Here is a 23,610-nt window from a genome sequence, read left to right on the forward strand (position 1 = left end):
ACTATTCTGCTCCTTCTCGAACGTCAATTTTGCCTGTGACGGCAGCAGAGATAAGAGCGGATCTGCGCTCGCGAAGAAGCTCTATGGCAGTGGAAGCGCCCACGGTAATGTCGTCAATACGATCGCATTGTGACCGGACGAACTCCGCGATTTCCTTCTGCTCGCTGAGCGATGGAAGCGGTATCCGCCAGGCTCTGATTTGATCGTGCGAGATTTTGGGCATTGTTCCTGATGAACCCCGAGCCGAACTTTCGACCTGCGCCCGAGCTGGCGAGGACGACAAAAAGCACGCCAGGTAATGCTTATCAATTGAGGAGCTCAGGGCGAGTCTGTAGACAAGGTCAGGAAAAATGGTTCGAGGCCGGGGCCTTTCGACGACCGCGGCAAACCCGACACGTTCCCGAACATTGGAGCGTGTGAGAAGAAGGTCACCGTGGCGAATTTCCAAGGACTTAGGAACGTCCGCGGACGGATCGACTGCCTTGACGTTTTCCGGGAAGAACTCGTCCCGGCCAACTGCCCCTAAGGCGAGGACTCCCCAGTCTTCCTCCTCAGGAAAGATGCTAGACGCTATAGGGCTGTAGCCGCCCTCAATCTTATGTACAAGCCATGTGCCCAACTGGCTGGGCGTCCAATGTGCCGGGATGTCCCCTAGCCAAGGGATGCCGGAGGGTTTGGTGGGGGCGGTGGGGTCGAGGCCCTTGGTGACGGCGTGGGTGATGATGGCTTGGCGCTTCTCGGCGAGCATCTGGATGAGCCGCTCCTGCTTACCGACCAGCTCATCGATCTGGGCGGTCTCGCGGTCGAGATATGCGATGACTTCCCGTTGAGTAGTCTCCGGCGGCAGGATGACCGGGAGCCACTTCATGTCAGAGAACTTCATCGACTGCCGCAGGCCGCCGCCCATCGAATAGAAGACTTTCTGAAGGTCGTAAGCCCGCAGCAAGTAGCTGAGGAACCCGGGACTAATGGTCGTGGGAGTAAGAGCAAGGTACGCCGAGGTGATAATGCCTCGTTCCGGCGAAATCGCGGAGCGCAGACTTCGCTTATCGTTCTGAAGGTCAGTAAGTCGAAGAACGATGTCATTGCGGCCAATAACCTGGTATGTGTCGAAGGATGCCGGCAATAGTCCGTCGTTGCCTGCAATGTCTTTGCGAACAATTCGACCATAACTGAGGGATAAGAGGTTCGACTCGGCGCCAGCTTCGTTTGTCGCGGTGTTCGCGCGAGCTACTGCGAAAAGAGGACGGATTTCCCATCCCGCCGGAATAGGTCCCACCCACTCGATGCCGGACTCCTTGTAGTCGTCGTACCGTTTCAGCTTGCTCACTTTTCGACCTCTGCCAGTAAAGACGTGATCTCGCTGATGAGCTTGTTTAGATCGGAGTCGATCTCGCCCAATGAGCGTGGCGCGACGTACTTGTAGAAGTGTCGAGTGAAGGGGATCTCGTAGCCGACTTTGGTCTTGGACGCGTCGATCCAGGCGTTGGGAACGTGGGGGAGGACCTCCCGTTCGAAGTAGGCCTGGATATCTTCACCCAGCGGTACGTTTTCGGTGTCGCGGAGGTCGGTGTCCGCTTCGAGCGTGCCCTTGGGGCCCTTGCAGACGTCGGCGGTTTCGTCGCGTTCGGAGAGCCCTGCTAGGACTGCTTTCTGGGCAGGAGCGCCGAGCTTGAGGCCGGCGCTGGCGAGGGCCGGCTTGAGGAACTTGATGAAAGCCTCACGGTTCTTCCAGAGCTTCGTTTCATCTTCGCCGAGCCGGGTGAGTGTTTTCTCGAGAAGCTGCCGGTCGTCATCGGACAGTTTCTCGACGGGTTTCTGTGCCATTACATCGCCGACCCGCTGGGGCGCGCAAGCGAAGTTAAGCTTCAACGGACGCTCCACAGTGATGGTTGAGTATCCGAAGTCCTGGTTATTGAAGATCTTGGAGGTCTCGCCGTCGTCCTCAAAGGCGCCGTAGAGCTGGACCAGCTTGGCGATGTCCTTGGTGCCCAGTTCCTTGCGCTTGGAGCCGAGGCTCTTACGCATCTTCTGGAAGAAGTCGACACCGTTGATGAGCTGGATTCTGCCGACGCGCTCCGGGTGCTTTTGCTTCTTGCTGTTCGAGAGGACCCAGATATAGGTGGCGATGCCGGTGTTGTAGAACATGTCCGTGGGCAGCGCGATGATGGCCTCCACGAGGTCGTTCTCGATCAGGTACTTGCGGATCTCGGATTCACCAGAGCCTGCACCGCCGGTGAACAGTGGGGAGCCGTTTAGGACGATGCCAATCCGGGAGCCGCCATCCTGCGCGGGGCGCATCTTGCGGACTAAATGCAGGAGAAACAGCAGGGAGCCGTCACTTACGCGGGGGAGCCCCGGGCCGAAGCGGCCCTCGAAACCATGGAGCTCGTGCTCTTTCTGGATCTGCGGCTGGATCTTCTTCCACTCCACGCCGAAGGGCGGGTTGGAGAGCATGAAGTCAAACTGTTGGCCAATGTTTTGGTCGTTGGCGAGGGTGTCACCGACGGAAATCTTGGAGATGTCCTGACCCTTGATAAGGAGGTCGGACTTACAGATGGCGTAGGACTCATCGTTGATTTCCTGGCCGTACGCGACCAATGAGGCGCTGGGGTTAAGCCCATGGAGGTGTTCCTGGGCGACGGTGAGCATTCCACCTGTTCCGGCGGTGGGGTCGTAAATGGAACGAACGATGCCTTCTTTGGTGAGGACGTCGTCGTCGTAGTTCAGCAGAAGCTGGACCATGAGCTGGATGACCTCACGCGGCGTGAAGTGCTCGCCAGCAGTCTCGTTGGAGGTTTCTGCGAAGCGGCGGATGAGTTCCTCGAACATGAGACCCATCTCGATGTTACTGATTGTCGCAGGGTGAAGGTCGATTGAGGCGAAGTCCTTGGTGACGTGATAGAGAAGGTCGGCGCTGTCCAGCTTTTCGAGTGTCTTGTAGAACTCGAAGCGTTCGAAGATGTCCCGGGTGTTCTCCGAGAAGTCCTGGACGTAGTTGAGGACGTTCGCCTTGATGTTGGTGGGGTCATCCAGGAGCTTGGCGAAGTTGAACTTGGAGGTGTTGAAGAAGCTGTGGCCGGACGCCTTCTGGAGGAAGGTATCCAGTGGGATGTTCAGGTCCTTCTTGGCTTCCTGCTCCGCAAGCACGGCGGCTTTGGTTGTTTCGAGGACGCAGTCGAGGCGACGGAGAATAGTGAACGGGAGAATCACCGAGCCGTACTGAGCCGGCTTGTAGGTACCCCGTAGGATGTTCGCGATGCTCCACACCAAGTTGGCGTTGTTATTGCTAGCCACTGCTCACTCTTTCTTTGCCGCACGGGCGCAGGGAGTGCCGCGTCACTTCAGCCAAAGCAGCATCCCTTTGCCGTGCAGGGTTCATTAATCACGCACGTACTAGGTATGAATTGTATGGGGGAGGGGGTGTAGTTCTCGGCAACGGTGAACGCAGCCAAGTCATCAGCCGCGAAGCGAGTCGCGGGGGACGAACAACTTCGCTGGCATCACGTATCGTCGGCGGTCGCCAGCAGCATGCCGGCCACATACTTGGCATCTAGACCGACTCCGCCAACGATCGCTGAGTAGTGCCGGGTAAGCCACGGGAGTCCAATGACATAGAGGCCGGGGATCTCCGTGACGCCTCGCGAGTGCCGAGGGTAGCCCCATTCATCGACCAGAGGCATGTCGGCGAAGCTGAAGTCGAGTTTGTAGCCTGTGGCCCACAGGACGGACGTGATGTTGGCATCGGTCATGTTCAGCTGTGCCTGCTGTGACGGGAGCCAGTCGTCGGCTGGCAAGGGTGACTGCTCAGGCGCGCCGATCCCGGCCGCCGCGATATACGCATCGATCGCCTTTCCCGAGCGTTGCGCGAAGGCCGACTCGACTGTTGCCAGGCGTTCGGCGAGGTCGTCGCTGAAGGTGATGTCGCCGTCGTCGACTGTTTCAAGATGGCCATGCAGGTGCATGCCTCGACGGCCCAGTTCGCGGAGGTGGATGCTGTGGCCGCCGTCGGTGCCTGAGAGCAGCGGGTTAGGCGCGAAGCGTAGGGCAGGGGAGGGCAGCGCCTCGGTGGTCAGGGCATTGACTCCGTAGTCGGGACCGTGTTTGCCGGTCTCGAGCATCCAGTAGATGAGGTCCTGGCCGCGGTATCGGCGGGGCGCTTCGGGGACGATTGAGACGGAGAGGTGGACTTCGCGGCCCGCGGCGTGAAGCTCCTCAGCGATCTGCCCACCCGACTGGCCCGTTCCAACAATCAGTACAGCGCCGTCGGGCAGCTGCTCTGGATTGCGGTAGTCGTGGGTATGGAGTTGCGTCACGCCGGCTGGAAACATGGCGGCCGAGGCAGGGATCTTGGGGACTTGGTACGCACCGGTCGCGAGGACCACGTTCTTGGCCCGCAGGTTCCCGAGAGATGTCTCAAGCTGGAACCCGCCGCCTGGTGTCGCGGATAGACGAGTGACGTCGACGCCCGTGTGGATCGGAGCGGAGATCAGCTCCGCGTACCGCCTGAAGAGGTTCACCACAGCGTCGCGCGAGATGAACGCGTTCCGGTCGTCGCCGTCGTACGGCATTCCGGGGAGGTCCAGCGCAAGGTTCGGTGTGTTCATGTAGAAGCTGTCCCAGCGGTCCTGGAACGCGCCGCCGAGTGAATCGCGTCGTTCCAGGATCTGGTGCCCGACGCCGAGTTGCGTGAGCCAGTAACTCGTCGTGAGGCCGGCTTGGCCTGCGCCGATGATGACCGTGTCCGGGGTCGGTCCCATGGGGTGAACTGTACGCTTCGGAGGCCTGTAAGGGGATGGACGAAGACGGATTTCTACTGGCTGAGCACCTGGAACGGCTGCCGCTGGAACGTCCTCCGGATGCGAGGTCGCAGGATGCCGCGCGCGTTCAAAAGACATAGGCTTTCGGAACGTATCTAGGGGGATGATTCGCACATGTCTACTACCAGCGTGATTCGACTTCTCGACATCACAACGTGGGTGGTGATCGCGGTTAGCCTTTCTCTGCTCGTCAGCGGCCTATTGGACAACTTCTGGGCGACGGCGTGCCTTATAGCGACGGCTGCTCCGTCAATTGCAAGCTGGGTGATCAAGGACAGGCTCAATGGCGCGACCAACGGTGACGAGCCGAGGCAGCGGTAAAAACCTACTTGAAGGCGTCAGCGGCGGATGCACTGCTCGCTGCGTGGAGCATGGAATCGGCCGACTGTCAGTGTGCCTTAGCTATCCAGAAGATACTTTCGCGCCGTCGCAACCTTCATATACAGACGGAGATCGTCTCCGCCTGTGGATTTGAAGCCGTGGCGTGAGCACCAGCCAATCAGTCCGGGATTGTCAGCGTCGACCACAATGACCTGTCCGCCTCCCACTGAAGCGGCCTCAACGATCGTTTCCAATGCAACTCTGAGGAGTTGCCAGCCCCATCGATTTTCAGAATCCCCGCGAAGAGAGCGGTCAAGGGCAAGCTTTGCCAGTAGCCAGGCGGGCGTGCTCCGCAGCAGATTCCGCTGAAGGGGCTTGGGCATATCGTCCCGGACCACCAGTGTCGGGCAAATGGCAAAGTATCCAACTACCTTTTGCTCGGTGGATATCTGGCTCTCAATGAAGAGGTAGACCATGCTGGCACCAGATTCCACTGATTTCGCGGCGTGCTCAGTGAGCCACAAGTTGTAGCTCTCCTCGCCACAGTCGAAGGCCCCCAGATCCATCCCGGGGGCCAACTTCACTATTGAATAACGGGGTTGCGTCATCGACGAATAAGCCGTGGAAGCTTGGACAGCGTCTCCAGTTCGGACGACTCGTCGGCCACGTCGAGAGAAGCCATCATGGCGTCGAAAATCTCCGGGGCCATGAGGGTGGTGTCCGCGCGTGCAACCACTCGTTCGGCGGCCTGCCTGGCAGCGTCAGTGACAAACGCCGTCTTGGAAACGTGCAGTAACTCCGCCGCCTCCGAGATCAACTGGTCTGTGGTCTCGTCGGTGCGTAGTTCCAGTCGTCGGGTCTTGGTCATTGACATGGTCTCTACCTCCTCACTCGAGTGTACGGTATTTGTACGGCATCGGGTATGGCCTCATGCTCCCCATTGTTCCAACGCCCACCTCCACCGAATCAGTTCCTGCTCCAGCCGCATCCGATCCCCGACGCTTTTTGAGTCCCTCGATCAACACCGGATGGATAAATATTTCCCAGCACTAGCTATCTGCTCAGAACTCTGTAGACTTGACGGTGTTGTTGTGTTTGGCATTTGGTAGTTCAGGCAGTCCCCACGGTCCCTCTGGATCGTGACCTTCTGAAGTAACGGTGGAGAACACCCCACACCGGAGACCCGAAAGTCGGGAGCATCTCCACCTTCAGTAAGGACTGAAAAAATGGCTACAGGTACCGTGAAATGGTTCAACTCCGAAAAGGGCTTCGGCTTCATCTCTCCTGAAGATGGCAGCCAGGACGTTTTCGCTCACTACTCTGCGATCAACTCCTCGGGCTACCGCTCCCTCGAAGAGAACCAGAAGGTTTCCTTCGACGTCGAGCAGGGCCCCAAGGGTCCCCAGGCAGTAAACATCCAGGCTATCTAGTCTTCGGATAACAAAGAAGCAGGGCCGGTCATTGACCGGCCCTGCTTTTGTTTGCCCTCCCATTGGCGCTGGGCTAGACGAACTTCGACATCCGAGACCACACCGCCGTCGCGGCGAGAGCCACCAAGGCCAGGCCGGCAACCAACATCAGTACCCCGAGTTCGGTCCACACTGGAAAAGGCGTACGTGGGTTAAATCCGCCCCAGTAGCTGAAGATGCCTTCCGCCGCGGCTGTAAGGATGTTACGGGGATCGTAGGGGCCGGCGAATGGCAGCAGCAGGAGCAACGCTCCCGCAGCCAAGCAAGGTATCAGCATGGTCCTGGCAACGAGCCCAACAAAGAGCCCCACTAGGCCAAACAGGACGGCCACAGCGGAAGCGAATGCAATTTGGGCAACGGGGTTGCCTGCCCCGATCTCGTCCACGGCATAGACAAAGTTGTGGCTGTCGTTCTCCAGGAACAGGGACCTCAGGACCGGCGCCGCTCCCAAGCTCAGCCCGGCGGCGAGCACAACTGCCGCCACCGCAACCAACACGATTGTTGTCACCTTCGCGGCAACGTACTGTGCAGCGCCTTGAGCGACAATTCGATCCTTCAGGATCCGACGGCGGACATCGCCTACTGCTGTTGCGCATCCGTAGATGAAGAAGAGCAGGGGGATGACCAGGAAGGTGACCATCTCCAGCCCAGTGCCGATGGCATTAGTGCCCTCCAGGGCGCGGCTCGCGAAAAAGGCGGCCTCGTAGTCAAAGCGGAGGGGGTTGTCGATGATCCGCTGACCGCCTTGGATGACGACGTTGTTGGGCTGTTCCATGGCCGCGGCCAAAGAGATGCCGTTGGCCAGTGCGTGCGACTCTGTGGTTTGAAGCCGCGTCAGGGCTGAGCTGACATTGCTGATGCTCCCAGTAAAGGGGATTACCAACGACGCCAGCAGACCGCCGATGGGGGAGGAGCAGTGCTTTGCTCCAGAACTGATATCGCAGTTCTGTTCTCAGGGAACGCAGATACTTGCTCATCGAAGTGACACCATGGCTTCCCTGTCTGGACGGACTTTTCCCCTCCGGATGGTGAATGTCGTAGAGGCAATGTCCTGATAGGACGCGGCGTCATGATCAGAAACGATGACGCACTTGCTGGCCTCAATCGACTCCAACGCGAGGCGCAGCGCACGCCTCCCGTGATCATCCAGGCCTGAGCCTGGCTCGTCGAGCAGGATGCATGGCCGGCCACTTGCGAACGCCGCCGCCAGCGTGAGCTTCTTTCGCTGCCCCAGGGAGTATGAGGATGACCTCCGACTCAGCAGTTCCCGGGTGAGAAATGTCCGGATGATGGGATGGGCGGTGACCAAGCGGGGTGGGATATCCAGGAGGGCGCTGAGATTCTGCAGTCCAGTCAGGCGCTCATGGACGGCCGAGTCGTCGAAGGCTGCAGATACGTAGTCTCGAAGGTCGCTCTTGTACCAGCTGGCCTCACCCTTGAACCTGACCAGTCCTGCGAGGCACTTGAGCAGGGTGGTCTTGCCGCTTCCGTTCTCACCACGGATGAGGTGTAACCCTGTTGAAGGAATGGTGAGGTTGCCGTTATTGATGACCCTTTTGAGGCCGTAGCTCTTGGATAGGTTCGTGATGCGCAGCATTGATCCTCATTTGTCCCCCCACAATGAAAATGCCCGAGAATCACCGTTCGCGCTGATGGCTCCGGTGATTGAGCAACACTCTCGACCTGGGAGCAGCCCCTTGTCAAATGCGTTGGTGGCAACGGCCCCTTTCGAACACAAGCGCTCAGAGCGCCGGAGTCGAAGATGTGTACTAGAGGCTAAAATATGACTCGAATACATATCCACATAGTGAATTACACCTGTGTAACTCTCGCCCAGACCTCCGTAGCGTGGAAGGTAATCCACCTGCAGAGCTGAGGGAGCTTCCCATGGATCACCTGATTTCCGACCAGCCCCACCACCTAGACGGTCCCCGCCAGCACCTAGTTTTGCTCAAATCACCACCTAGATGGCCCCAAATCGGCCTGTGCAAGGCCGTTTTGCCACCTAGTCCCGATTTCTCGATCTAGCCTGCGAAGTGAGCCGCATGTCGGGCGTCCACGGAAACAGAAGGTCAGGTCGAGTGTTCGATTCAGAGGTTCAACGAATCCTCGATTTCGTTGCACGCGGCATAGGGGTGCGTGTTGTCGGCGCCACCGGAAGCGGCAAGACCGCCGTCGTCAAAAGCGTGATTGCCAACCTGGAGAAGACAGGTGTCTCCGTCCACTTCATCAGCGGTCTGCGCACGCACCGCAGTATCCCGTATTCGGCCATCAAGGGGCTGGGTTTGGACATGCGCCCGGGCCGAAGTGGTGTCTTCGACGTCGCGGACGTGTTCGCCAGCCAGCTGGCCACGCCGGGAAAGCACTTGATAGTAGCTGACGACATCCATCTGGTCGACAATGAATCCCTGGCAGTCCTGGAAGCCGTCCGCCGGCGATCCGACTGCCCAATGGTTGCCACCGCCCCGGAAACGTGGGCGTTCTCCAAAGGCCAACTCGCGGTCCTCAACCAAGGCCGCGAGGCTCACCTGCAGCTGGACCCCCTCCACTACGAGCAGGTCCACATGTTGATCGCCCAAGTGCTTGGTGCGCCTGCGGATGCAGAGGCAACGGCCCGCATCCTCACCAAGTCCGCGGGAAATCCCCGGCTCATCGTACGGATAGCCGAAACGGCGTCGCTGAGTGAGCTCCTTGTCCTGAGGGATAAACAATGGCGCATGACCGGCAGCTCCCTCTGGAATGAACACCTCCGGGGAACCCTTGAAGCGCTGCTGGCTGAGGTCACTACCGAGGAGTTCACCGCACTCCACATCATGGCAATACTGGGCACGGCGCGCATCGACATCCTGCAGAAGGTCATCACCCCCGAGATCCTGGAGAATCTTGAGCGCCGCGGATTTCTCTCCGTCATGACCGACCACCACAGCGGCTCCATCGCCGCAATCAGTCCGCCGGTCATCGCCGACCATTTCCGTGGGCAGGAGATGCTCCGCGACCGGCACCTGTTGCGCAGCAAAATCGCGGGGATGCTTGAGACCGCTCCGCAAACGGCAACCGAAAACTCTTCAACACCTGATTGCCTCGCCCAACTTCTCGCCGAGCTCCGGCTGGAAAAGGGCGACGACGACGCAGTGACCGCCCGTCACTTCCATGACCACAACGCAGCCCGCGAACGCACGCGGTTCGAGCGATGGGAAGGAAACAAGACAGCCGCCAACGCGGTGGCGCTCCTCCGTACGTATTGGGGTGCCCCCGTGAACATTGAACGCGCCGCTCGCGTCTGCGCAGAAACAACAACCGCCGACGCCGAAACAACAGACCTGCTGTTTCTCACGATTACCAAGGCGATGCTCGCTATTCAGACCGGCCAGGGGCCAAGCGCCGCCGTCGAAATTCTCCAGTCCTTATCTGCGGCCCAGCCCAAGTACGAAGCGGAAGTCGCAGATGCCGTTCTCTTTCTCAGCGCATCCCATGGTCGCGTTCAACCTACAGAGCCCCCACTGGAAGGTGCCGATGCGCGCGGGGGTATGCGAAACCTGGTGTGCGGGTTGCTGGAGCTATACGGCCTGCAGCCGGAAGCTGCCCTCGAGGCAGTCGAGGGTGAGGGGGACGAGGACGCCTTCCCGCACCTCCGCCCCTTCATCCGGGGTTTCGCGATGTTCGCTGCTGGCCGGGTGGATGAATCACTCGTTTTCGCCCTGGATTGGCGTGCCGAGGCCCGCAAGAACCTGGATCAGTTCGGCGTTGTCACCAGCAGCTACATCGCTGCCCACGGACTGTTGTACAGAGGAAATTTTGAAGAGGCCGAATACCTCATGAGCAGCGTCTTTGCCATGGGCCGGCCGGGGTTTGTCGTCGATTCCTTGTACGATGCCATGCTGCGGCTTGCGGGGCTAAGGCACGCAACCAACGTGGTCTCGCCGGCTTTCTCCATAGCTGCCCAAGCACGGGATGACGTGCACGACGTTGGACCCCTTCCCGGTATAGGTAAGGGCGCCTACGAACTCATCGCCCACAGCAGCGCCCAGCCGGCAACGTTCGACCGCAAGGCAGCCAAGCTCGTCAAACGACAATTGAAGAGCGGCTACGTTCTCGAAGCCATGATGACGGCTTTGCTGTGCACCTGTTTGTGCCCAGGCAGGCCGGTACTGGACCTGCTGCAGAAGATCCTTAGGGAGAGCGGCATATCCGTCCACAACAACTTCCTGGCCATTGCCGCCGCAGTAGTTGAGGGAGACCACCAGCTGCTGGGACTCCTCCTCAAGCACTACGAACCAGATACCGACACCTACCAAATCGGTATGCTGCTCCGCGGCGCCCTCAAACGCCACGTCGTAGAAGGCGACGGTGTTGCGGCGGACGCTCTTGCGCAGGCCTCTTGGATGTTCGCTGTCCGGTTCCCGTCGGCCAATGAACAACTGTCCTTCAACGCTTTCAGGACTACGCCCCTGACTGAAAGGGAGATCGAGGTGGCTGTGCTGGCGGGACACCGCTCGAATGTAGAGATTGGCGAACACCTGGGCATCAGCGCCAGGACCGTCGAAAACCACATTTCCAACGCACTAAGGAAAACCGGTGCAACGTCGCGCAACAGTCTCTTCATGCTCGTGGGGAATTCACTTCCACCACGCTGACCCGGGATACGCTCGAAGCATCTCCTGATCACCGCCCTTTCGGGCCGTCATCAGCTTCCCAACGCGTAAAGGGTTCCTGTGAGCAATTCTCCGGCCTTGGCCCGCAGGCTCGGCACCTTCGATGCCTCGCTCATTGGCCTCGGCTCCATGATTGGCGCCGGCGTTTTCGCTGCCTTCACTCCAGCCGCGGCAGCTGCAGGTTCGGGGCTGCTGGTGGGCATGGTGGTGGCGGCGTTCGTGGCCTTCTGCAACGCCACGTCGTCGGCTCAACTCGCCGCCGCCTACCCGACATCCGGTGGCACCTACGTCTACGGCCGTGAACGGCTTGGACCCTGGTACGGATTCCTGGCCGGGTGGGGATTCGTTATCGGCAAGACAGCCAGCGCAGCCGCGATGGCTATGACGTTCGCTGCCTATGCCGCACCTCAAGGCTGGGAACGCCCGGTGGCGATTGCCGCCGTCGTACTTTTGACTGCTGTGAACTATCACGGCGTAACCCGGACGGCGGGTCTGACCCGAATTCTGGTGGTTGCTGTGCTGACTGCGCTTGTCATAGCAGTAACTGCCGTGTGGGGTGGATCCGGTCCGGACTTCGGAAACATGATGGGGGAGGGGCTGCTGGCTCACGGCTGGTACGGGATTCTTCAGTCAGCCGGGCTGCTGTTCTTCGCGTTCGCCGGATACGCGCGGATTGCAACGATGGGCGAGGAAGTCCGGGAACCTCGCCGAACCATACCGAGGGCCATCGGCATCGCTCTCGGCATTACGATCCTGATTTACGCAGTCATCGCTGTCACCCTTCTCGCGGCACTCGGCCCCGACGGTATCGCGGAGAGTACGACGCCGCTCGCCGCCGCCGTCGACAAGGGAACCTTTGCGTGGGCTGCTCCCGTGGTTCGCGTCGGAGCCGCGATCGCTTCGCTGGGAGCCCTGCTGGCTCTGATAGCCGGGCTCGGCAGGACGAGCCTGGCGATGGCGCGAGAGCACGACCTGCCGCACGCACTCGCCGCTGTGCACCCGAAGTACAAAGTGCCGCACCGTGCTGAGATGACGCTTGCGGTGGTCATTTGCGTGATCGTTGCGGTGGCGGACCTGCGCGGTGCCATCGGCTTCTCCTCGTTCGGTGTGCTGCTCTACTACTTGGTGGCCAACGTCGCTGCGTTCACGCAGCCGGCAGAGGACCGCCGGTACCCCAAGGCCCTGCAAGTGGTTGGTGCGCTCGCATGCGTGCTGCTTGTGGCAACGCTGCCGCCCCTGTCCGTCGGGCTGGGTGTGCTGATGTTTGGCGTTGGCATCGTATTCCGCCTTGTGCGCTTGCGGCGGCATTCGGACGGCTAACGTGTGCGGCTGGGCGCGACCCCACCAGGGGGTAGGCAGGTGGGGCCGCGCCGTAGTGCCTCCTACGCCAAGGGCGGGTGGGGCTCCCGCCGGACACCGGGATTCCCGCCCCGGAGGCACAAGAAGAGACTATGGCCGGGTTTCGGCACTAGGTGTTCGGATCCGGCCACTAGGTGCTGCACACCCATGAAATAGGGGGCGCGAAAGGCGAAGATGAGTGGTGGGCGGCAGCGTCTAGGTGGTGGCCCGCCGTCGAGCGTTCTTGCGTTCCACCGACTCCATGTACGTGATTATGCTTCCAATCGTCAGAGTCAGAGAGCAGATCACGGCGATCATTGTGGAGGTTTCCTGAAACGGCACCACCAGCAGCGGGCTGAGCATCATGGCGTTTCCGAACCCCGACGCGGCAAAGACGCCCGCTTTGAGCAGGAGGCATCTGAGCGGGTCAGCAATCAGTAGGGTTACCGGCGCCACGACACCCAGTGCCATAGTCAGGACGACGGCGGTGGTCCTCAGATCTACGGGATCAAGTACTTTCAAGCTTTCAGGAGGCGGGGCCGTCCCAAGCAGGGTGGCTGACACCGCAGAACACACGGCCACAACGCATGTGATGATGCGAACGGCCGCTGGGTAGAAGTGCGTGATCACTGGCAGGTCCTGTTCTGGTTGGTTCACCCCGTATACAGAGGTAGTGCGCGGAACTGGGCAGCTGTGACGCGGGCATTCGGCCTGCACTGGCAGAATTGCCGATATGGAGTCACCCACCACCGTTCCCGCCGTCGAAGTGCGCATTTCCATCAGTGAGACAGAGCCGCTGATCTGGCGGCAGCTCGTCATTCCGGAGAGTGCCACTGTTGCCGAGCTGCACGGCGCCATCCAGTGCGCCTTCGGGTGGAAGAACTCGCATTTGTACGCTGTCGCCGGCAAAGACAGGTCAGGCAAGAAGCGCATCTTCATGGACGTCGACGACGGCGATGGTCCCGAGGGTGCCGAAAGCCCAGCTGCCGTTCAGCTGCTGGAGTTGTTCGACGCCCAGACGCCAGGTCTTTCAGACCTGCTCTACGAGTACGACTTCGGTGACAGCTGGACGCACGAGATCGAGGTTGTGGGTCCCGCTGAGCTGCATGAGAACACCATCGCCTGCCTCGACGGAGCGATGAGGGGACCCATTGAGGACTCCGGGGGAGTGGGTGGGTACGCCAACGTGGTGGCTGTGGTGAGTAACCGCAGGCACCCTGAGCACAGGGAAGCTGTTGAATGGCTTGAGTTCGTGACGCAGGAGCCTATCTCGAAGTTCGATCCCACGGCTTTTGATCTGGTCGCAATCAACGGGCAGCTGCGCAGTTTGGCGCAGCGGTTCTGGCCAGGCGAGGTGACGGCTGCGGACTACGAAGCCGTCCTGGGTCCGATCCTGTGGTTCCTTAAGGAGGCCCAGCAGGACGGACTACCTTTGACCTCTGCCGGCTACTTGAAGCCCGCCTTCGTGAAGCGTGCCATGACCGAGCTTGGCTGGGACGATGAATGGATTTCGGCGGGACGGGTGGAGGTGAGCACGCAGCCAATCCTGAATCTTCGGGAACAGTTGCAGGAGTGGAAACTTTTGCGGAAGCTCAAGGACAGGCTGCTCTTGACGCCCAGAGGACGGAAACTGGCCGGGGTCCCCGAAGCCCTGTGGGATTTCCTGGCAAATGAGTTGGCGAATCCAGACAGCGACGCGGAGCGCATCGCAACGCCGCTGTTCATCCATTGGGAACTAACAGGGGACCAGCCACCCTACGGGCTAAGGGATCAGGTGATCCAGGCCGCGCTTCACCAAGATGGGTTGAGAACCAGAACGGGCGGTGAGATTCCCCTGTCTTGGGCGAGCGACCTCTATTACGAGGTCACTGGGAGCCTGCACAGGCTGGAGTTGTGGGAAGGCCCCAGCTGGGGTCGACTCGACGAGAAGTTGTCCAACGCAGGGGTTAAGTTCCTCTTGGACGTTCAGAGCCGCATGGACTGACCACGGTCTCCAGGATGCTGCCACGCCAGGTGTCGAGAGCAGCGCGGTCACTCTCGGGGAGGTCAGCTGCCTCGATGAAGCTACATAGGTCGAACCCGGCCAGAGCCGTCCGGAAGGCTCCTTCGGTAGTGGTGCCATGGCGCTCGCAGAGTTCGTTGAGCAAGGGTTCGGCGTTGTTTCTGTTGCTGCTGGCCGCTCGGAGGTCGCCCAGCCTGACGGTTTCAAGGTAGTCACCAACGATTTGCTCGGAACTGGTGTTCACGGCCGAAAGCAGAATCATGGCGATCATGCCGGTCCTGTCCCGGCCACCCATGCAATGAAAAAGGACGCCACCTGGTGGAGCGTTGACGATGGAGGAGATGGCAGCTCCGGCTCGTTCGGGCATCTCAGTGAGGTGGGGCAGGAAGTATAGCGCGGTCCCGACCAAACCGTTGTCCCAGTAGCCGGCCCAGAACTCCGTGTTCTCAAGTCCGTCAAGGTCCACGTTGATCGTGGTTAGCCAGGCTGGACGTTCTTGGGTGTCCCCTTCACGTTCCTGCGGTTGGCGAAGATCGACGACAGTACGGATCCCCGCCTCGTACACTTGCTCCCACCCGGAGGGGCTGATCCGGTCCACGTTGTCGCTCCGGAAAAACACGCCACGCGGCGTCCGGGTTCCGTCGGCACGCTCCAAACCGCCGAGGTCGCGGCCGTTGGTCAGACCATCAACCCGGAGGGCACGGTCCTTCCTCCCAGACTCTTCCATGCCCCAAGTAAAGCAAAGAGGGCTAACGCCCGCGCATGCTTTCACCCATTCAACTCCCTGATGTCGGAAGCGGCGTCAGGGGCGACCGTTGTTCCCCGGCCACGGTCGCCCCGAACGGCTACTACTTCTCGCAGCCGACTCCGTCACCGTTGCCGTCGAGTTGATAGATGTCGGTCCCAACGACCGTCACAGGACCCCTCACATATGCTGGGCCGTTACCTTTCCCACTCGCGCAATCAACATCGGACGCAATTGGCACGCAGTCACCCGTGTAGTTCGGATCGCAATTGCTCTGTGCCTGAGGCGCAGCCGGAACAGCTTTGGGAATTAACGCAGCAGCCGCGGCGTCCGCAGCTGCTTTGTCAGCGGCGGCCTTGTCGGCCGCGGCTTGAGCCGCCGCTGCCTGATCGGCTGCAGCTTTGTCAGCAGCTGCCTTATCCGCGGCTGCTTTGTCCGCAGCCGCCTTTTCAGCTGCAGCCTTCGCAGCCGCTTCCGCAGCTCGATCATCGGACAGTTTCTTTGCGGTCGCTGAGTCCGACCACGTTAATTTGCCAGCACGGTCAACCACGCATACGTACGTTTCTCCGGAAGAAGTTTGAGTCGCCTTCTCACTTTTACAGGCCGTCCCAGCGACCTTGCTGGGTGTAGGCGACGGTATCGCAGAAGGTGTTGCCGTTGTGCTGTTCACCGAGTTGGCGTTTGTCGTCGCCCCCTGACCGCAGGCTGTGGTCATAGCCAGCAGCGACGTGATCGCAACCAGTCCCAAAGTCTTCCTGCGTTGAGCCCAGGAAGACTTGCCTGGCAAATGCCGGTTTTTGGCCGTGCGATTAGAACCCTTTTTCACTTATTGCCCCCTTGTAGATGCGCCGATGCGATGGCGCGTCCCGTGACCATAACATTCGGCGGAATGGCAAGGGGAGGGAAAGTTACCTATGACTTAGCGTGCCGCTCACATTACAGGCGGCACGCCAAGACCTACGGGCTTACGCCCGCGCATGCTTCCGTCGAGCGCTAAGGTTCGCGTCCCCGCGCTCCTCAGCCACAACCGAAGCCCCCGTCCCCAACCCGCGGACCGTCCACCCCGCGCTCCGCCAGGCCTCAGCGTCCAGGACGTTTCGAGCGTCCAGCACCATCCGGCGTCGTACGAGTGACCCGACAACCGACGGCGACAGGGAAACGTATTCATCCCACTCAGTCAGCAGCAGCACCAGTTCGGCGCCTTCGAGGGCGCGCTTGGTGGAGGCTTCGAAGCGGATTTGCGGGTAGCGGATCCAGGCGTTGTTGATGGCTTTGGGGTCGGTGACGGTCACGTGTGCGCCGGCGGCTGCGAGTTGCTGGGCGACGTCCAGGGCGGGGGAGTCGCGGATGTCGTCGGTGTCGGGCTTGAACGCGGCGCCGAGGATGGTCACCGTGCGGCCGGACAGGAAGCCGCGGCACATCTCGCGGGCCACCTCCACGGCCCGGGAACGCTGGTCAAGGTTCACCGAATCAACCAGGGCCATCCACTCGTCCACGGACGGCACCGACAGTTCGCGTGCCTGCGCACGGAACGACCGGATGTCCTTGGGTAGGCAGCCGCCACCAAACCCGAGCCCGGCGTGCAGGTACCGGTTGCCGATGCGCGGATCCAGGCCCATCGCCTCGCTGAGCTCGCTCACGTCAGCACCCGAAGCGTCGCACAGCTCAGCCATCGCGTTGATGAAGCTGACCTTGGTGGCAAGGAACGCGTTCGACGCCGACTTGATGAGTTCCGCCGTCGCGAAATTGCAGACCAGCCGAGGGATGCCTGCGCAGATCAGCGGCTCGTACACGGCATCCAGCACAGCGGTGACCGGAGCGCCGGCAGCGGCACCCTTGCCGCCGGGGACGCCGTAAACCAGCCGGTCGGGGACCAGAGAATCTTTGACGGCCGTGCCCTGGCGCAGGAACTCGGGGTTCCAGCCGAGCAGCACGTCAGAACGACGGGCCAGGGTCGCGCGGAGCGCTTCAACCGTGCCAACCGGCACCGTCGATTTACCCACGACGGCGGCGCCCTTGGCCAGGTGCGGCAGGAGGCTCTTCGTGGCGCCCATCAGGTAGGAGAGGTCCGCGGTGTCAGAGGTCTTGGACTGCGGGGTGCCCACGCAGAGGAAGTGCACCTGCGCATCGGCGGCGGCGGAGAAATCGGTGGTGAACTCGAGGCGGCCAGTGGTGCGACCGTCCTTCAGGAGCTCATCCAGGCCGGGTTCGTGGAACGGTGCCATCGCCTTGTTGAGCTGCTCAACCTTGGAGGAATCGACGTCGATACCCACCACGGTGTGGCCCATCGAAGCGAGCGTTGCGGCATGGACTGCGCCGAGGTAGCCGCAGCCGATCACGGAGATCTTCATGAGGAGGGTCCTTTGCTTGAGGTAAGTTCGGTGGGGCCGGTTCCTTCGGGAACACCTGAGATGACTTCGTCGTAGTGGCGCACCAGGTCGGCGCTGAGCACAGGCCATGTCCGGCCTTGGACCGAGGCGCTTGCTGCTGTTGCGAAAGCGCGGCGCTTGGCGTCGTCGCCGATCAGGTCCTGCGCGTAACTGCGCAGTTGGGCGAGGTTTCCCGGCTCGTACAGCCAGCCAGTCCGCGAGTTTTCGACGAGGTCCAAGGGCCCGCCGCGGCCGGTCGCCACCACGGGAACGCCCGAGGCCATGGCTTCCTGGATGGTCTGGCAGAAGGTCTCGAACTCGCCGGGATGGACAAAAAGGTCAAAGGACGCCACGGCCTCCGCCAGCGCATCTCCGCCGAGGAAGCCTGTAAATACAGCGTCAGGCAGCTGCGCTTCAAGGGCCGCGCGTTGCGGGCCATCACCCACAATCACCAGCTTGGTGTTCGGCAGATCAGCCAGCACGGCGAGGTCCTCAACCTGCTTTTCGACGGCGAGCCGGCCGACGTAGCCGATGATGCGGTGACCGTCGGGCGCTACTGAGCTGCGCCACGCCGTCGAACGTTTGGCGGGGTTGAAACGCGCGGTATCCACACCGCGACGCCACATGTCCACGCGCAGGATGCCGCGTCCGCGCAACTGGTTCAGGGCGAACGTGGATGGCACAAGGGTTCGGGTGGCCAGGAGGTGGATGTTGTCCACGCGGTTCCAGGCCCAGTTCTCCAGGAACGGCACGCCATAGCGGGCGGCGTAGCTGGGAACCTCGGTTTGGTAGATCGCCACAGTCGGGATGCCGAGCTGATGGGCGGCCTGCACGGCGCGCCAGCCGAGGACGAAGGGGGAGGCGAGGTGAACGACGTCGGGGGAGAAATCGGCAAGGATTCGCTTGACCCGATTCACACCACCCAACGCAACCCGCACATTCGTGTAACCGGCCAGCGGCACCGAAGGAAGCCGGTGCACATACGCACCCTTCTCGACGCTCGAAACATCAGTGTCCGACGTCGACGGCGCGATCACCATCACCTCATCCCCGCGCTCCTGCAGATGCTCCAGCACTCGCAGTATCGAGTGGGTTACCCCATTCATCAATGGCAGGAATGATTCGGCGACGATTGCGATCCTCACGCCTTCAACGGTGGCTGGGGCGGTTGGCTGCGCGGGTTCACTATGGTGGCCTGTGGAGGAAGAGTTGGTTAACAGGTGGTTCTCTGTTTTGTCTGAGGGCGCGCGTAGACTTCCGGTATCCGACGCGCTGGGGCGTCATGACTTCTGGGGGTCTTGCCATGTTTGCTGCTGGGGATGGTTCGCGCGCGCTTGGGGGAGTAAACGTACGACGACGGCGCCGGGCAGCGGCGGGTACAGTCGCCGTCGGGTTGGGGCTGGCGTTGTTGCTGGGAACCTTTGCTTCGCCCGCCATGGCTGACGTCGTGACGAATACTGTTTCAGTGGGAGATAACCCCACCGGCATTGCGGTCAATCCCGTCACCAACAAGGCGTACGTGGCCTCGTTCGAGGGTGTTTCGGTCATCAACGGAACGTCCGACGGGGGCCTCCTGTACTCCGGAGACATGCCCGTTGACGTTGCCGTGAACCCGGCGACCAACAAGATTTACGTCAGCGAGATTGGCGGCTCCGTTGCTGTTGTTAATGGGGTCTCTGGTGCTGTGACGTGGATTCCCGTGGGGTCATCGCCCGGCGTCATCGCAGTGAACTCCGCTACCAACAAGATTTACGTCGGCGTGAGCACTGGGATGACCATCATCAATGGGGCAACGAACACCACCACGTCCATGGCGCTCGCCGGGGGCGCCCAGGACATTGTGGTGAACCAGGCCACCGGCAAGGTGTACGTAAAGTCCTCCGGGACCATCCGGGTAGTGGACGCAGGCGGCATCGTTACCTCCAGCATCATCATCGGAGCCGGTGGCATTCTTGACGTCGCAGTGAATGAGACAACCAACAAGATCTACTTCACAACGCTCGGCAGGTACGGTGCGGGCGTGAGCGTGATTGACGGAATCACCGATACCGTCACCGGGAGCATTCCATCGGCGAACAACGTGGGCAAACTTGCCGTGAACCCTGCCACCAACACGATCTACGTGGCCGGGGACAGCCCCTCCATCGATGGTTTCATTCAGGTTATTGACGGTGCTTCCCAGACTCAGGTCGCCGAGCTAGGGACGGCCACAAGGATCATGGACGTCGTGGTAAACCCGGCGTCGAACAAAATCTACGCACCGCTGTCCGGCAGGGGAGTCGCCATAGTTGATGGCGCCGACAACACCTTCTCAGCCGTCTTTACGGGGCAAGATCCGGTTGACGCTGCGGTCAACCCCTCCACTGGAACCGTCTACGTGGCCAACACCGGCAGTGACTCCGTATCAGTGATTGACGGCACCGTTCCCGCGCCGGTCAAGAACGACTTCAACGGCGACGGATCGGCCGATGTTCTGGCTCGCGACGGCTCCGGAGTCCTGTGGATGTACCCCGGCAACGGCTCCGGTGGTTGGTTGTCCCGGGCCCAGGTTGGCCCGGGTTGGAACGTCATGACGGCCCTGGTATCGCCGGGCGACTTCAACGGTGACGGCACATCCGACGTGCTGGCCCGCGATGGCGCGGGGCTGCTGTGGCTTTACCCGGGGAATGGCGCGGGCGGGTTCCTTTCGCGCGTGCTCGTCGGCACGGGGTGGGAGGGCATGAGCGCTATCGAAGCAATCGACTTCCACGGCGATGGACGCGCGGACGTTGTGGCCCGCGACCGCGGCGGTGCTCTCTGGGTTTACCGAGGCGACGGTACGGGTGGATGGTTGCCGCGGATGTGGGCCGGGTCCGGGTGGACCGGAATGTCCGAGATCACCGGAGCGGGTGACTTCAACGGCGACGGCCTCACCGACCTGGTGGCCCGCGACGGGACCGGCGCGCTGTGGCTGTACCCGCCCAACGGATACGGCAGTTGGCTGGCGCGGCAGACCGTTGGCCAAGGGTGGAATGTGATGGACTCCCTGGTTGGGCCCGGTGACTTCGACGGCGACGGACGGGCTGACATCCTGGCCCGCAACGCTGCCGGCGAGCTGTGGCTGTACTCCGGTGCCGGGGGAACTGCTTGGCCCTCGGCTCAGCGCGTGGGTACTGGGTGGGGCGGGATGACGGCGATTCTCTGAGATTGTTACGCGTGTACTTGGTGCGCCGCCTATAAAAAGGCGGCGCACTGTTACCTTTTGACCGAGCGAGGCCTTCGGATGTTTGGCACTCAGGCCCTTTCGAGACTTTTTGGCCTCGCTTCAAAAAGGGGACATTTTGAAGAAACTATTTGCACTATTAGTGCTCACTGGCATTGCTTTAACGGGCTGCAGCAAAGCAACCTCTGCGCAGTCTGGGGCGAGCACCACAGCTGTTGCTGAGCAGACGATCACGGTGCCCGACGTTGGCGGACTCACCCTCGACAAAGCCACTGATCAGCTCAAAGACCTCGGACTCAAGGTAGATGCTGAGGACATAAATGACGGCAAGACAATCCTGTCCAAGAAGAACTGGCAGGTTGTCAGTCAGGATCCGCTGCCGGCCGTTCAGGTTGCGAAAGACTCCAAGGTAAAGCTTGGGGTGCGCCACCTTACGGACGAAACAGCGACACCTACTCCCACACCGACGCCAACTCCGATTCAGGAACCGATCAAGCTGGTCGCTCCGCCCGTTGTTGCAACGCCGGCTGTCGTCGTGCCGCCTCCGGCAGTAGTCGAGGCTCCGCCGGTGGTTCCAGTTGTGCCCGCTCAGCCTCCCGTTGTCCAAGCACCGCCGGCAGCGCCAGCGACCACCTATTACAAGAACTGCACGGCAGTTCGTGCGGCCGGTGCTGCTCCTATTCGTGTCGGCCAACCCGGCTACGGGTCACACCTCGACAAAGACGGCGACGGCGTGGGCTGCGAAAAGTAGGAAGTACCTCGACTTAATCATGAAAGTGGCCTCCCTTTGGGGCGGCCACTTTCGTTAGGCTCAGCACATGACTGAGGAACTCTATGTGGGCGGCGCTCAGATTGACTTTGAGGAAGCACGGAATTTCGCCAGGCGTTATTTCGGTTCCGAAGGGAGAACGTGGTCCTATCCGGCCTATGATTCCTACCCCGGTCACCCGGGCCCGGCGGTTGGGCATGCTGACCTGTTAGCCGTCGCCCTTCTGAACGCTCATCAGAAGCCAGTGGAAACCTACTATGGGCTGGAGTCGATGCTGCCCATTATCAACGGGCGTCTGGCCGATCCACATCTAACTGGGTCCCTTGCCGAAGCTGGCGAGCAGACTATTGAGGCACTGGCGCGACTGTTCGGGACATTGGACGAGCACAAACCCTCCCAAGTAGGACTTACCAAGCTGTCTAAAGTGCTCCACCGCAAGCGGCCGGAACTCATACCCCTCTATGACAAGAACATCTACTCCTGCTACGTCGGTGAGGGCAGGCCGCTACCTGAGGACGACAATCGGAGTTGGTTCAACTTGGCCAAGCTTTTGATGCGTGCGATGAAGTTCGATCTTGAATCACAGATCGACTCGTGGAGAGCTATCGCCGCTTTAGCTACTGGGCCCGCCGTCACGCCGCTCCGAGCGATGGACATCATTGGGTGGCGATTAGGCGCGCAAATCCGGGACAGTAGCTACCTCGGTGAGTTCCGTCATAGGCGTGCTTCCACGGCCGCGTAGTGATTGTGCCTCTAGCGACGGGTCGTCAGGCCAGCGGATTTTCGCCTATTGCATGGGCCACACAGGACTTGCAGATTCTCAACATTGCTGCTGCCTCCCATGGACACTGGGATGATGTGATCGAATTGAAGCTCGCCGGTCGATCCGCAACTCCGGCACCTGCCTTCATCACGGGCCCAGACGTACTGTTTCGCATCGTCCGGGATGGCGCGACGAACGGCTGCGGCTTGAGGCGTCGAACCCATAGCGACCGTTGCTTGGGCTCTGTCGATTTGCTGCTGCCTGCGTTGGTTCTTCATTACTAACAGTGCCCGAATTTCTGCTGAACGGAGCCCTTCGTTCTCCCAGTAGAATCCGTTTTCGAATTGCCAGTAGCGTCGCTCACCGATTGTGGTGAGAGCAATGGGGTACTCACTTTGGCGTTTAAGGGTTTCCGCAAATTCAGGCTTCGTAAACTTGCCCAATCGGTAAGAATTCCGGCCGATCGTTAGAACGACGGGGCCTTTACCTGTCCAAAAGCTCGGTTGATGAAAAAGGCTGACGTTATCGGCCTTTCGAAGCATGTCCTACCCCCACTTAGTTCTGGCAGCCACTTCGATTCGAGGCGCTGGTGTGATTCCATACTCTAATTGACGGCAAGGACAATGAACTCGGGTTGATTGAGCGGCACGCTATGTGACGAATCTGGAGTGCGGGTTGGAAACAATAGGCACCCCACCCCGCGCCCGCTTCAGATCCTTCCGCAGTCCTCGGTTATCAGCCCGGAGCTCCCTATTGTCGTCAGCCAGCCCCTGGTTGTCCTCGGCCAACCCGCGATTCTCCGCCTCCAGTTCAAGCACCAGCTTCACGCCGGCCAGGTTCAGCCCTTCATCCAGGAGCACCCCGATCCGTCGCAGCGTCGCCAGGTTCCGTTCGCTGTAACGGCGAGTTCCGCCGTCGGTCCTCTCCGGAGTGAGCAGGCCTTTGCGCTCGTACAACCGAAGGTTCTGCTGGCCAGTGCCCACGAGTTCAGCTGCTACGGAGATCGCGTAGACACCCAGCGCGTCGCGCCCGCCCCCGTCCCGTTTGCCAGTCGAAGCAGGGCCGCCGCCCGGCGCGGACGCGCCCAATCCGCCGTCGTGCTCCTCCGCAGCAGAACCCGCCATCAAGACCTCCCAAAATCCACTTGCACCACACTCTCG

General features: G+C 60.8%; 22 protein-coding genes. 8 read left to right on the plus strand and 14 right to left on the minus strand.

The features are described from left to right. Position 1: 1 nt before the first annotated feature. The 3 genes from J3D46_RS10815 to J3D46_RS10825 all read right to left on the minus strand — a co-directional run bounded on the left by J3D46_RS10815 (position 2) and on the right by J3D46_RS10825 (position 4,760). Complete coding sequence (locus tag J3D46_RS10815) at positions 2 to 1,330, minus strand: restriction endonuclease subunit S (RefSeq protein ID WP_253467039.1); 1,329 nt, start codon at positions 1,328 to 1,330, stop codon at positions 2 to 4. Then, positions 1,327 to 3,297 (minus strand): class I SAM-dependent DNA methyltransferase, encoded by a 1,971-nt coding sequence (locus J3D46_RS10820; RefSeq protein WP_253467043.1) that lies wholly within the window; start codon positions 3,295 to 3,297, stop codon positions 1,327 to 1,329. The genes J3D46_RS10815 and J3D46_RS10820 overlap by 4 nt, the downstream gene beginning before the upstream one ends. A 206-nt stretch (positions 3,298 to 3,503) precedes the next feature. Then, positions 3,504 to 4,760, minus strand: a complete 1,257-nt coding sequence (locus J3D46_RS10825) for an NAD(P)/FAD-dependent oxidoreductase (RefSeq protein WP_253467046.1) — start codon at positions 4,758 to 4,760, stop codon at positions 3,504 to 3,506. Positions 4,761 to 4,934: 174 nt separating this feature from the next. Here J3D46_RS10825 and J3D46_RS10830 point away from each other — a divergent pair, with 174 nt between their 5' ends. Continuing rightward, positions 4,935 to 5,141: a hypothetical protein gene (locus tag J3D46_RS10830; protein WP_253467049.1), complete on the plus strand. Its 207-nt coding sequence runs from the start codon at positions 4,935 to 4,937 to the stop codon at positions 5,139 to 5,141. 77 nt (positions 5,142 to 5,218) lie between these two features. On the opposite strand, the gene J3D46_RS10835 is transcribed toward J3D46_RS10830, so the two are convergent. Continuing rightward, entirely contained in the window at positions 5,219 to 5,749 is a 531-nt protein-coding gene (locus tag J3D46_RS10835) for a hypothetical protein (protein ID WP_253467052.1), read from the minus strand. Next, positions 5,746 to 6,015, minus strand: a complete 270-nt coding sequence (locus J3D46_RS10840) for a DUF1778 domain-containing protein (protein ID WP_231341492.1) — start codon at positions 6,013 to 6,015, stop codon at positions 5,746 to 5,748. Before J3D46_RS10840 ends, J3D46_RS10835 begins: the two co-directional genes overlap by 4 nt. Before the next feature lie 352 nt (positions 6,016 to 6,367). Here J3D46_RS10840 and J3D46_RS10845 point away from each other — a divergent pair, with 352 nt between their 5' ends. After that, positions 6,368 to 6,571, plus strand: a complete 204-nt coding sequence (locus tag J3D46_RS10845; protein WP_011773907.1) for a cold-shock protein — start codon at positions 6,368 to 6,370, stop codon at positions 6,569 to 6,571. A gap of 73 nt (positions 6,572 to 6,644) precedes the next feature. Here the strand turns inward: J3D46_RS10845 and J3D46_RS10850 are convergent, their stop codons facing one another. Continuing rightward, positions 6,645 to 7,493: a hypothetical protein gene (locus J3D46_RS10850; protein WP_253467055.1), complete on the minus strand. Its 849-nt coding sequence runs from the start codon at positions 7,491 to 7,493 to the stop codon at positions 6,645 to 6,647. Positions 7,494 to 7,583: 90 nt separating this feature from the next. Beyond that, positions 7,584 to 8,207, minus strand: a complete 624-nt coding sequence (locus J3D46_RS10855; protein WP_231341494.1) for an ATP-binding cassette domain-containing protein — start codon at positions 8,205 to 8,207, stop codon at positions 7,584 to 7,586. Between the two features lie 484 nt (positions 8,208 to 8,691). Between J3D46_RS10855 and J3D46_RS10860 the strand changes: the two genes are divergently transcribed. Together J3D46_RS10860 and J3D46_RS10865 are read left to right on the plus strand one after the other, a co-directional pair. After that, entirely contained in the window at positions 8,692 to 11,244 is a 2,553-nt protein-coding gene (locus J3D46_RS10860; protein ID WP_253467058.1) for a LuxR C-terminal-related transcriptional regulator, read from the plus strand. A 78-nt stretch (positions 11,245 to 11,322) separates the two neighbouring features. Next, a complete protein-coding gene (locus tag J3D46_RS10865) occupies positions 11,323 to 12,582 on the plus strand; it encodes an APC family permease (RefSeq protein WP_253467061.1) in 1,260 nt (419 codons plus the stop codon). 234 nt (positions 12,583 to 12,816) lie between these two features. Here J3D46_RS10865 and J3D46_RS10870 read toward each other — a convergent pair whose 3' ends face one another. Further along, on the minus strand, positions 12,817 to 13,230 hold the full coding sequence (locus tag J3D46_RS10870) for a hypothetical protein (protein WP_253467065.1): 414 nt from the start codon (positions 13,228 to 13,230) through the stop codon (positions 12,817 to 12,819). Between the two features lie 103 nt (positions 13,231 to 13,333). Here J3D46_RS10870 and J3D46_RS10875 point away from each other — a divergent pair, with 103 nt between their 5' ends. Continuing rightward, positions 13,334 to 14,584, plus strand: a complete 1,251-nt coding sequence (locus J3D46_RS10875; RefSeq protein WP_253467068.1) for a plasmid pRiA4b ORF-3 family protein — start codon at positions 13,334 to 13,336, stop codon at positions 14,582 to 14,584. Here the strand turns inward: J3D46_RS10875 and J3D46_RS10880 are convergent. From J3D46_RS10880 to J3D46_RS10895, 4 genes are all read right to left on the minus strand, one after another. Continuing rightward, positions 14,547 to 15,329, minus strand: a complete 783-nt coding sequence (locus J3D46_RS10880) for a tyrosine-protein phosphatase (protein WP_253467070.1) — start codon at positions 15,327 to 15,329, stop codon at positions 14,547 to 14,549. The two genes, J3D46_RS10875 and J3D46_RS10880, sit on opposite strands and share 38 nt — an antisense overlap. 121 nt (positions 15,330 to 15,450) lie before the next feature. After that, positions 15,451 to 16,173, minus strand: coding sequence for a hypothetical protein (locus J3D46_RS10885; protein WP_253467073.1), 723 nt, complete (start codon positions 16,171 to 16,173; stop codon positions 15,451 to 15,453). 139 nt (positions 16,174 to 16,312) lie between these two features. Continuing rightward, entirely contained in the window at positions 16,313 to 17,698 is a 1,386-nt protein-coding gene (locus J3D46_RS10890; RefSeq protein ID WP_253467076.1) for a UDP-glucose/GDP-mannose dehydrogenase family protein, read from the minus strand. Further along, complete coding sequence (locus J3D46_RS10895) at positions 17,695 to 18,861, minus strand: glycosyltransferase family 1 protein (protein ID WP_231341502.1); 1,167 nt, start codon at positions 18,859 to 18,861, stop codon at positions 17,695 to 17,697. The genes J3D46_RS10890 and J3D46_RS10895 overlap by 4 nt, the downstream gene beginning before the upstream one ends. A gap of 137 nt (positions 18,862 to 18,998) precedes the next feature. Between J3D46_RS10895 and J3D46_RS10900 the strand changes: the two genes are divergently transcribed. The 3 genes from J3D46_RS10900 (at position 18,999) to J3D46_RS10910 (ending at position 22,429) form a co-directional block, all read left to right on the plus strand. Then, positions 18,999 to 20,900 carry an FG-GAP-like repeat-containing protein gene (locus J3D46_RS10900; RefSeq protein ID WP_253467080.1) on the plus strand — a complete coding sequence of 634 codons (1,902 nt, stop codon included), beginning with the start codon at positions 18,999 to 19,001 and terminating at the stop codon, positions 20,898 to 20,900. 136 nt (positions 20,901 to 21,036) lie between these two features. Further along, the gene (locus J3D46_RS10905) at positions 21,037 to 21,669 is read left to right on the plus strand and encodes an excalibur calcium-binding domain-containing protein (protein ID WP_253467083.1); all 633 of its coding nucleotides are present in this window, start codon (positions 21,037 to 21,039) and stop codon (positions 21,667 to 21,669) included. A gap of 67 nt (positions 21,670 to 21,736) precedes the next feature. Next, positions 21,737 to 22,429: a DUF6308 family protein gene (locus J3D46_RS10910; RefSeq protein WP_253467087.1), complete on the plus strand. Its 693-nt coding sequence runs from the start codon at positions 21,737 to 21,739 to the stop codon at positions 22,427 to 22,429. 11 nt (positions 22,430 to 22,440) lie between these two features. Here the strand turns inward: J3D46_RS10910 and J3D46_RS25155 are convergent, their stop codons facing one another. Beyond that, entirely contained in the window at positions 22,441 to 22,992 is a 552-nt protein-coding gene (locus J3D46_RS25155) for an HNH endonuclease (protein ID WP_374110791.1), read from the minus strand. A 108-nt stretch (positions 22,993 to 23,100) separates the two neighbouring features. Further along, positions 23,101 to 23,574, minus strand: coding sequence for a MerR family transcriptional regulator (locus tag J3D46_RS10915; RefSeq protein WP_253467091.1), 474 nt, complete (start codon positions 23,572 to 23,574; stop codon positions 23,101 to 23,103). Positions 23,575 to 23,610 lie beyond the last annotated feature (36 nt).

The sequence above is a fragment of the Paenarthrobacter sp. A20 genome (assembly GCF_024168825.1).
In the GTDB taxonomy this organism is placed as follows: Bacteria; Actinomycetota; Actinomycetes; order Actinomycetales; family Micrococcaceae; genus Arthrobacter.

Coding starts and splice junctions, on each gene's coding strand:
- J3D46_RS25155 (WP_374110791.1), bottom strand. CDS start 22,992: ATGCTTCGAAAGGCCGATAACGTCAGCCTTTTTCATCAACCGAGCTTT.
- J3D46_RS10875 (WP_253467068.1), top strand. CDS start 13,334: ATGGAGTCACCCACCACCGTTCCCGCCGTCGAAGTGCGCATTTCCATC.
- J3D46_RS10835 (WP_253467052.1), bottom strand. CDS start 5,749: ATGACGCAACCCCGTTATTCAATAGTGAAGTTGGCCCCCGGGATGGAT.
- J3D46_RS10900 (WP_253467080.1), top strand. CDS start 18,999: ATGACTTCTGGGGGTCTTGCCATGTTTGCTGCTGGGGATGGTTCGCGC.
- J3D46_RS10840 (WP_231341492.1), bottom strand. CDS start 6,015: ATGTCAATGACCAAGACCCGACGACTGGAACTACGCACCGACGAGACC.
- J3D46_RS10880 (WP_253467070.1), bottom strand. CDS start 15,329: ATGGAAGAGTCTGGGAGGAAGGACCGTGCCCTCCGGGTTGATGGTCTG.
- J3D46_RS10855 (WP_231341494.1), bottom strand. CDS start 8,207: ATGCTGCGCATCACGAACCTATCCAAGAGCTACGGCCTCAAAAGGGTC.
- J3D46_RS10830 (WP_253467049.1), top strand. CDS start 4,935: ATGTCTACTACCAGCGTGATTCGACTTCTCGACATCACAACGTGGGTG.
- J3D46_RS10825 (WP_253467046.1), bottom strand. CDS start 4,760: ATGGGACCGACCCCGGACACGGTCATCATCGGCGCAGGCCAAGCCGGC.
- J3D46_RS10890 (WP_253467076.1), bottom strand. CDS start 17,698: ATGAAGATCTCCGTGATCGGCTGCGGCTACCTCGGCGCAGTCCATGCC.
- J3D46_RS10845 (WP_011773907.1), top strand. CDS start 6,368: ATGGCTACAGGTACCGTGAAATGGTTCAACTCCGAAAAGGGCTTCGGC.
- J3D46_RS10910 (WP_253467087.1), top strand. CDS start 21,737: ATGACTGAGGAACTCTATGTGGGCGGCGCTCAGATTGACTTTGAGGAA.
- J3D46_RS10915 (WP_253467091.1), bottom strand. CDS start 23,574: ATGGCGGGTTCTGCTGCGGAGGAGCACGACGGCGGATTGGGCGCGTCC.